This window comes from Enterobacter sp. 50793107, assembly GCF_001463365.1.
GTDB lineage: Bacteria > Pseudomonadota > Gammaproteobacteria > Enterobacterales > Enterobacteriaceae > Enterobacter > Enterobacter cloacae.
Map to the genome: position 1 here is coordinate 1 of NZ_LNII01000119.1, position 7,112 is coordinate 7,112.

Here is a 7,112-nt window from a genome sequence, read left to right on the forward strand (position 1 = left end):
CAATTACACTCCTTAATCTAAATATATCAATATTTTTGCCGATATATATAGTAAGTAAGGGAGTGTCATGAACGATTTTCATATTTTAAGTATCTGTATTCAGAATAAGGATGTGGCAGGCGCAATGCGCGTGCTGCGTGATAAATCAGAATTTGCGGTGCGCAAGATTCTGGAGAAACTCAGAGTCAGGATCACAACGCAAACCGGCAGGGCATTCTGGCATTATGTTCAGGGCTGGCTGTTAACCGCGTGTCGCCAGGGGAATATACAGCATGAATCATTCATTACCCGACGTTCTTCCCACTATCCGGAACGCCAGCCAGCTCAGTCCCGCTGCACTCGATATGGTCAAACTTCTCGCACTTCTGGCCATGATTATCGACCACACCAATACGGTGTTTCTGTCGTCAGCCTTGCCGGTGATGTATGCGCTTGGCCGGATGGCCTTCCCCCTGTTCACGCTTATATGGGCGATGAACGTACAGCGCACCCCGGAGCGACTGCAGAAGAGAGCCAATCGTCTGTGGATCTGGGCAGTCATAACGCAGCCGGTGTTCAGCCTGGCCTTCCAGAATCAACAGCCCTGGTGGGCCCTGAACATTCTGTTCGTGTTTGCAGGCGTCACGCAGCTGCTTGCCCTGCAGTACCGGCACGGCCGGAAAGGAATGCTTGCCGGGTATCTGCTCCTGGCCCTTATGATTTGGCCCCTGCAGCCGGCAAGTTACGGACTGGCAGGAATAACGCTGGCCATCAGTATGGCAACGGTTTCTGGCAGCGATACACCCGGAGTGCAGCGGCTGGCAGCCATCACTGCCGTGCTGTCACTGATTTGTTTAAACGGGTTATCGCATCTCCTGGATATGCCCGCAGAAACATTATTACTGGCCACGCTGCCTACTCTGGCATTCCCCCTGGCAGTGGTTTCATTCTGCAGGCAAATATGTCCGGAGGGCCGTAGGCGTTTCATGCCGCGTAATTTCTTTTATTATGCTTACGCCGGCCACCTGGGGATCATTGGTCTGGTACAGACTACTTTTGGCTGACTTAGGATGACGTGATGGCTATCAGTGAGAAAGAGCTTCTTGAGGCAGGTTTCAGTAACCGTGATGTGGATACTTTACTGGAGCGGCTTTCAGCAACCGGTGGCACTATGCAGGGCTTCATTGCAGCACTTTCACGACGCTTCCGGGTATCGGTATGGATCACGGTCGCGCTCGCTCTGATTATGCTGGTCATTCTCATCGCCGGCAGCCGGACACATATCCTGTCTGGCGGCATGAGTTCCCTCGTTGTCCTGACCATTGCCTGGTTGACCTTTCCACCGGCTCTTGGCTGGAAAGCATTCCGCCTGCAGAAGAATGCCCGGGGCAGGTTTCAGCAAAGTGATAGCCCGTAACCACCTGACAGATTATCGGTCGGGCTTAACTGGTTATTGGCGCAGGGCATGTTAAACTTCCCGCAGGGAAAAGGAGAGAAGCATGAACCATGAAAGTGATCTGATGAACCACGGCTTCAGTGAAGAGGACATTGTCCGGCTGCGGGCCAGTTCAGCTAAGACGGGTACGGAGATGGATACCCTGCTGAACGATCTGGCAAACCGTTTTAAGGCCCTGATATGGGTGTTGTCAGTCATGTTACTGATTTTTGTGGCCACACTTTTGGCTGGCTCGAGGATGCATACCATTTCCTTCGGCGTGGCTATTCTTGTTCTTGGCACTCTGTTTACGATTACCATGCCTTTGAAGCTGGCCTATAAATCATGGCATTACCGCCGGAAAAATCTCATTTCCCGGAGTCATCAGAAGTGATCAGATCGAAAACAACCTTAGCCTTTACCCCCCATCCCACAATTTTCATTGTCAGTTTACCCCGGGACATGGTGTCGATTTTCCGGTAAAAATCGGTGCTGATATAGTTAAACAGACGCCATGTCCCAGGTCTGGCCATTAATCCATAGACACTGTAGATATTGCCTGCAAGCGCGATCCCGTTGTATATCCCTAACCCTGTTGATCGTTCAAATCCCATGAATTTAGCGATGTTCATGGCACCATCACCAAACATACCCTGCGTGTCAGGTTCATTCAGGAACTGACGACCAACTTCACGGGTTATCGTGTTGGCCGAGTCGACAATCAGAATAGCCCCGGCAAGAACGCCTACGGGGGTCATTGAGGAAGTCAGCACGAAGCCAAATACGCCCTGCATACCTGCCAGCACCACTTTAATTCCTGAGATGACATAACCGACCATCCGGTCTTCATCCCTGACGTATTTGATCTGGGCATATAGTTTCGCATAACCGGTCTGGAGCTGCCGGCTCTGCTCAAGCAGACTGCTGTTTTCTGCCTGCAGGTTACGCAGGCAGGTCATGCACTCTTCGTCAGACTTTGCCCGCCGGGCACGCTCAAATTCGCCATTAATGACAGATTTAATTTCATCGATGAATTTGAGACGCGTCAATCCATCCCCCAGATGTCGGGCGCCAACAATATTAGCGGTATTGACGAGTTTGCGGGCCTCCAGATTAATCATGGTTTCTGCCCAGAGTCGTGCCTGGCTTTTGTTTCCCGGAAGAATTATATCCATTTTACTCATCCTGATTGAAAATCACCCGTTAAAGCTTATCGCGCTCCCGGATTTAGGCAACCCTGCTTTAAAGGGTAAAATAATAGTCTGATGCTGTCAGTAAACCTTCGCCCATGATGGCCAGCCTGTGTAGTCCAGGGTTCATGGAACATGTATGCCGCGAAGCGGCATGGAGACGCCAGCCGGAGCTGAACCGGGTGATTCTGGTGAGGGGCGTCGTAACCGGCATCAGCCGTTACGGATTGATAGGTTCTGCCAATCCCATCCCTTTCCCTGCAAAGCTATACCCGCTTAAAGCTTTCCGATTGCTAATGTGCGCGGTCGGAGTGAGTCCGTCAAGGCCGATGGCCGCTGACGGGCTGTATCTCCGCGTTAGCGCCGTCAGGCGCTTACGAGCGTGTATGAAGTGATTACCGCGACTTAACTACAGCTACTCTTGATACTAGTTACAACATCCCTCTTAAAGCGAGGGTGTTCCGGCCCTTTGGGCCGGGGCGGCGTCGGTTTAGCAGGGGTTAGGTATGTATGCGGTGCCGGGTTCTGGCCAGAAAGGGGCCCGGCGCTTGCGACGGGAGGTACTTTTGATTTTGTTCTGAGCGCGAGGCCGTGAGGCCGCTGCATGCGAAGGCATTTTTCGTTATCCACAGAGTGACTGCAGACAAAGATCTACTCTGGAATGAAATGAACAGAGAGATAAAAACGGTGAAGTAAGACTGTTTTGCGGAATGTCTTTTATTCGTTTCCGGGTTACTTCACTTATTCGTTTGCGGATTTCTGTGTAAAAAAAAGAGACAGTGGCCACTGGGGGCCATAACGACAAGCAGAACGTCATGGTGACCGGAAGGAGAACGGAGTGAAGGTTGAAAAATGAGCAGAGTGGCCGAAAAAAACCAGCACGAAAAGCCCCGGTGAGGGGCCCGTAAACAAGAAGACTGTTGTGTCGTCTGTGACTAGTCCGGGGGAGAAAGCGCCAGATCCAGCTGGTAAAGATGCTGGATGGCCAGAGCCTTCAGGCGCTCAGATGTGCACCAGTACGCTTCGTCAGGCGGGAGGGTGCGGTAAATCCATTCAGACATTGCATGGAGTCGTTCATCTGCCGGCAGCTTAATCAGATTGTTGGCACGTTTACGCTCCGCGCCTTTATTGCGGCGGTAAACGAGTGCCTCCCGACGCTTACGGCCAGACCAGCATTTCCGCGCAGAGTGGGCCTGAACATCATCATGTTCGCTCATCACTCCTTCCCGGATCAGCTGCTCACGCTCGGCGCTCTGACGGAGCTTCTTCTCCTGCTCTTTAAACAGCTTGTCCATATCGACGCCCAGCATCTGGAATCCCACGGGGGTTATATAGACATACGTTGGCAACCAGGTGCGGGATTCACGATCCCAGGCGCGTTCTTCTGCGAGGCCCAGAACGCCAAACCGTACCTGTTCCTCAATAAGCCGTGAAAGGCGTGACACCGTCACCTCCGTTTCAGGAATGACATTGCCTTTTGCGTCCTTTGCACTGAGTTCTTTTGCAAGACGGGAGATACACATGCCGACGGTATGCTTGCCGGCATCACAGAAGCTGATGAGCACTGGCCAGAGCGCATCGAGCAGGCGCTGACGTTCCGGACGGAAGCCATATTTACGTCCCGCCTTACGGCGGCCGGCGACATAGAGAGGGTGACGAGAAACATGCATGCGCAGGCTGACCTGCCCGGTTTCTTTGTCTTTTTTCACCAGGCGATTGTAGGCATGACCGAGCTGTCCGGAGAGCTTTTTATAATGCTCCGGGCGATACCAGGCCGGGTTCTCACATTTGGCTTTTGTGGAATGCTCACCGCGTTTGCGGCGGGTCAGTTTTTTGACCGGTGCAATGAGGAAATTACCCTGAGTGCCGGCATCGACATCCTGGCAGAAACGGGTTAGCTCATCTTTCGGTAGATCTGACCAGTGAACAGAAATCTGATTGTCATTCACGGCGGCCTGTTCTTATGGCGGCCGGGTGTTGTGTTATGTGGTGCATGCGTTATAATCCTTCACAGGCCACGCGCCTGCTTTTGGACCCCCTGATATCTGTGTCTTCCGCCAAGATGATGACAGATGTCGGGGGGGTTGTGCATTCAGGCTCCGGGAAATCCCGTTACCTGCTCCTGAACGTTTTACTGGACACGTCCTGTCCCTGTCTGTTTCCGGAAGTCCGCATTTCTTCCGTAAAACCATCTTTTGCCACCCGCCTGCCTCACCACAAAGCAGTCAAACCGTCAGTTTGAGTTAGGACACAAAAGTAATCTGAATCAACAATCTGTCCCACCACAAGACGATCGCTGACGATCCGAATACTACCTTCTCATCAGTAACTTTTCCAGATGTTAGACCAGATAACAATCCATAGTTTTCATGCTAATTGTCCGGATGAGACTGCTAGCAAGCATCGCACGCAGTAAATTCAGGGCGTTGGGTTTGATTTGGTAGGCCAGAGCAAGGAAAATAATTTAGAGGAAGAGCTTTACCTAATAGTTGCAAGTTGACTCTTTCGTATGTTCACTGCACTTAAAAAACCGTATAGCTTTTGCTATACAGAATCCATATGGTATGCTTGTAAAGCAATCGCTATACAAGGAGCGCACTCATGAAATCAGATGTTCAGCTCAACCTTAGAGCTAAAGAATCTCAAAGAGCACTTATTGATGCTGCAGCAGAGATTCTCCATAAATCACGCACGGACTTCATCCTGGAAATGGCATGTCAGGCTGCGGAGAATGTGATCCTCGATCGTCGCGTATTTAATTTTAACGATGAGCAGTATGCAGAGTTTATCGATATGCTCGATGCACCGGTTTCGGATGAGGCGGCTATTGATAAACTTCTGGCAAGGAAACCTCAGTGGGACGTGTAACAGCACCAGAACCATTATCCAGCTCCCATCAACTAGCAGAGTTCGTCAGTGGTGAGGCAGTACTTGATGACTGGCTTAAACAGAGGGGATTAAAAAACCAAGCTCTTGGTGCAGCACGAACGTTCGTCGTTTGTAAAAGAGACACTAAACAGGTTGTCGGTTTTTACTCTCTGGCCACCGGCAGCGTTAACCACGTGGAAGCAATGGGAAGCCTCAGGCGCAATATGCCAGATCCAATTCCCGTAATCATACTTGCTCGCCTGGCAGTTGATGTTTCATACCGTGGCCAAGGGCTCGGGGCCGATTTACTGCATGATGCAGTTCTGCGCTGTTACCGTGTAGCTGAGAATATTGGAGTCCGTGCGATTATGGTTCATGCACTGACTGAAGAAGCCAAAAACTTTTATCTTCACCATGGCTTTAAGGCATCACAAACTCAGGAACGGACATTGTTTTTAAAGTTACCACAGTGAGGTTTGAGGAAGAAAGGGGCTTGTTCGATATTTAAGATATTGATTTATAATGACTTTACCATTGAATTTAACATAATCTTTGTTATGCGAAGTTATTGATTTATAAGGGTAAGTTGCTCATTTTTACATGAAATACGCACTAATGAATGCGTTTTGAGTGATTGCAGGAAGGCACCTAAAACCTAATAAAATAGCCCAGCCATAAGGCTCAGGCACACGTCCAGAACATAAATCCCGGTCGCAGACCCTGGTTTGTTTGAGGCAAGTTCAAAGCGGTAGAATCGACCATCAGTGCTACAAAGAACTGGGTACACTAAAATTTAAGAGCAATGAATCCGGCCATTGTTAATCTAAGTGCCAGTATGATTAAAATTTACTCGCATGGATAACATCCATTATAAATACAACTAAAGTATGAGATGCATTAACTGCGAGTCTAGCTTCGGCAACTACTATCTGCGGAGGGTTTTGACCACGCCCATGAGCACTCCCTATATGTGACCGGAATGCGCCAATACCGTCGATTAGTGATGAAATTCCTTTTAAAATTTTGTGCTGGTCACCCGCTAAAGTGGGATCGGAATTAAGGTCCAAGTCTGGCTGTACGACAGCCCAAAGTGGTGCTACATTCAATTTTTGTGGCATAGGTAAATTGAATTTTTCTATGTAGCATTTTAATGCAGATTCAATTATAGCGCATGCGGCAGTGACTGATGCATGTGGATCGGTTTGAATATTCTCCACTGCACGAAGAAACTCATTTTCAATGGATGAATAGTCACCAGACTTTAGATAATCCTCTAACGTCTTAGAAATCGGAGTAGACCCAGACTTAGTTATAAATCCATTGAGTCTGTAGACTAATTGGTTCTTGGATAAAGCATCAATTATTCTTTTTTGTCCACTTTCGACTGTAGACCCAGCTCCTGCCCTAGAGAATGAATTTGGAGGTAAATCCATATATTTTTGGATAATTATCCCCAGTACTGAAATTGCATCTACTGAGTCATCTTCATTGCAAGCTTTAAGCCAATTGCTGCATTTTGTTTCACAGTTTCCTGGAGGCACCTCACCAGGTGCGCCCGATTCCATAAACAGTGAATTTAAAGTTGAATGGCTAAAATAATGCTCACCCAGTACCAGCCACTTATACACAAAAGAAGCTGC

General features: G+C 49.2%; 8 protein-coding genes. 5 read left to right on the plus strand and 3 right to left on the minus strand.

Annotation, left to right across the window (positions count from 1 at the left end; genetic code table 11):
- The first annotated feature begins 272 nt into the window (after positions 1 to 272).
- The 3 genes from APU11_RS15560 (at position 273) to APU11_RS15570 (ending at position 1,808) form a co-directional block, all read left to right on the plus strand.
- Positions 273 to 1,043, plus strand: coding sequence for a TraX family protein (locus tag APU11_RS15560; RefSeq protein ID WP_013087103.1), 771 nt, complete (start codon positions 273 to 275; stop codon positions 1,041 to 1,043).
- 14 nt (positions 1,044 to 1,057) lie between these two features.
- Positions 1,058 to 1,396: a hypothetical protein gene (locus APU11_RS15565; RefSeq protein ID WP_013087102.1), complete on the plus strand. Its 339-nt coding sequence runs from the start codon at positions 1,058 to 1,060 to the stop codon at positions 1,394 to 1,396.
- Positions 1,397 to 1,478: 82 nt separating this feature from the next.
- Entirely contained in the window at positions 1,479 to 1,808 is a 330-nt protein-coding gene (locus APU11_RS15570; RefSeq protein WP_013087101.1) for a hypothetical protein, read from the plus strand.
- Here the strand turns inward: APU11_RS15570 and APU11_RS15575 are convergent.
- Together APU11_RS15575 and repA are read right to left on the minus strand one after the other, a co-directional pair.
- Complete coding sequence (locus APU11_RS15575; RefSeq protein WP_013087100.1) at positions 1,783 to 2,589, minus strand: DUF4225 domain-containing protein; 807 nt, start codon at positions 2,587 to 2,589, stop codon at positions 1,783 to 1,785. The two genes, APU11_RS15570 and APU11_RS15575, sit on opposite strands and share 26 nt — an antisense overlap.
- Positions 2,590 to 3,539: 950 nt before the next feature.
- Positions 3,540 to 4,553: a plasmid replication initiator RepA gene (gene repA, locus APU11_RS15580; protein WP_013087098.1), complete on the minus strand. Its 1,014-nt coding sequence runs from the start codon at positions 4,551 to 4,553 to the stop codon at positions 3,540 to 3,542.
- A gap of 652 nt (positions 4,554 to 5,205) precedes the next feature.
- On the opposite strand from repA, the gene APU11_RS15590 reads away from it, so the two are divergent.
- Together APU11_RS15590 and APU11_RS15595 are read left to right on the plus strand one after the other, a co-directional pair.
- Positions 5,206 to 5,472, plus strand: coding sequence for a DUF1778 domain-containing protein (locus APU11_RS15590; protein ID WP_007869691.1), 267 nt, complete (start codon positions 5,206 to 5,208; stop codon positions 5,470 to 5,472).
- Positions 5,460 to 5,945 (plus strand): GNAT family N-acetyltransferase, encoded by a 486-nt coding sequence (locus APU11_RS15595; RefSeq protein WP_013087269.1) that lies wholly within the window; start codon positions 5,460 to 5,462, stop codon positions 5,943 to 5,945. Before APU11_RS15590 ends, APU11_RS15595 begins: the two co-directional genes overlap by 13 nt.
- Before the next feature lie 366 nt (positions 5,946 to 6,311).
- Here the strand turns inward: APU11_RS15595 and APU11_RS15600 are convergent, their stop codons facing one another.
- Positions 6,312 to 7,100, minus strand: a complete 789-nt coding sequence (locus APU11_RS15600) for an abortive infection family protein (RefSeq protein WP_060578644.1) — start codon at positions 7,098 to 7,100, stop codon at positions 6,312 to 6,314.
- Between the last annotated feature and the right edge of the window lie 12 nt (positions 7,101 to 7,112).

Coding starts and splice junctions, on each gene's coding strand:
- APU11_RS15560 (WP_013087103.1), top strand. CDS start 273: ATGAATCATTCATTACCCGACGTTCTTCCCACTATCCGGAACGCCAGC.
- APU11_RS15565 (WP_013087102.1), top strand. CDS start 1,058: ATGGCTATCAGTGAGAAAGAGCTTCTTGAGGCAGGTTTCAGTAACCGT.
- APU11_RS15570 (WP_013087101.1), top strand. CDS start 1,479: ATGAACCATGAAAGTGATCTGATGAACCACGGCTTCAGTGAAGAGGAC.
- APU11_RS15575 (WP_013087100.1), bottom strand. CDS start 2,589: ATGGATATAATTCTTCCGGGAAACAAAAGCCAGGCACGACTCTGGGCA.
- APU11_RS15590 (WP_007869691.1), top strand. CDS start 5,206: ATGAAATCAGATGTTCAGCTCAACCTTAGAGCTAAAGAATCTCAAAGA.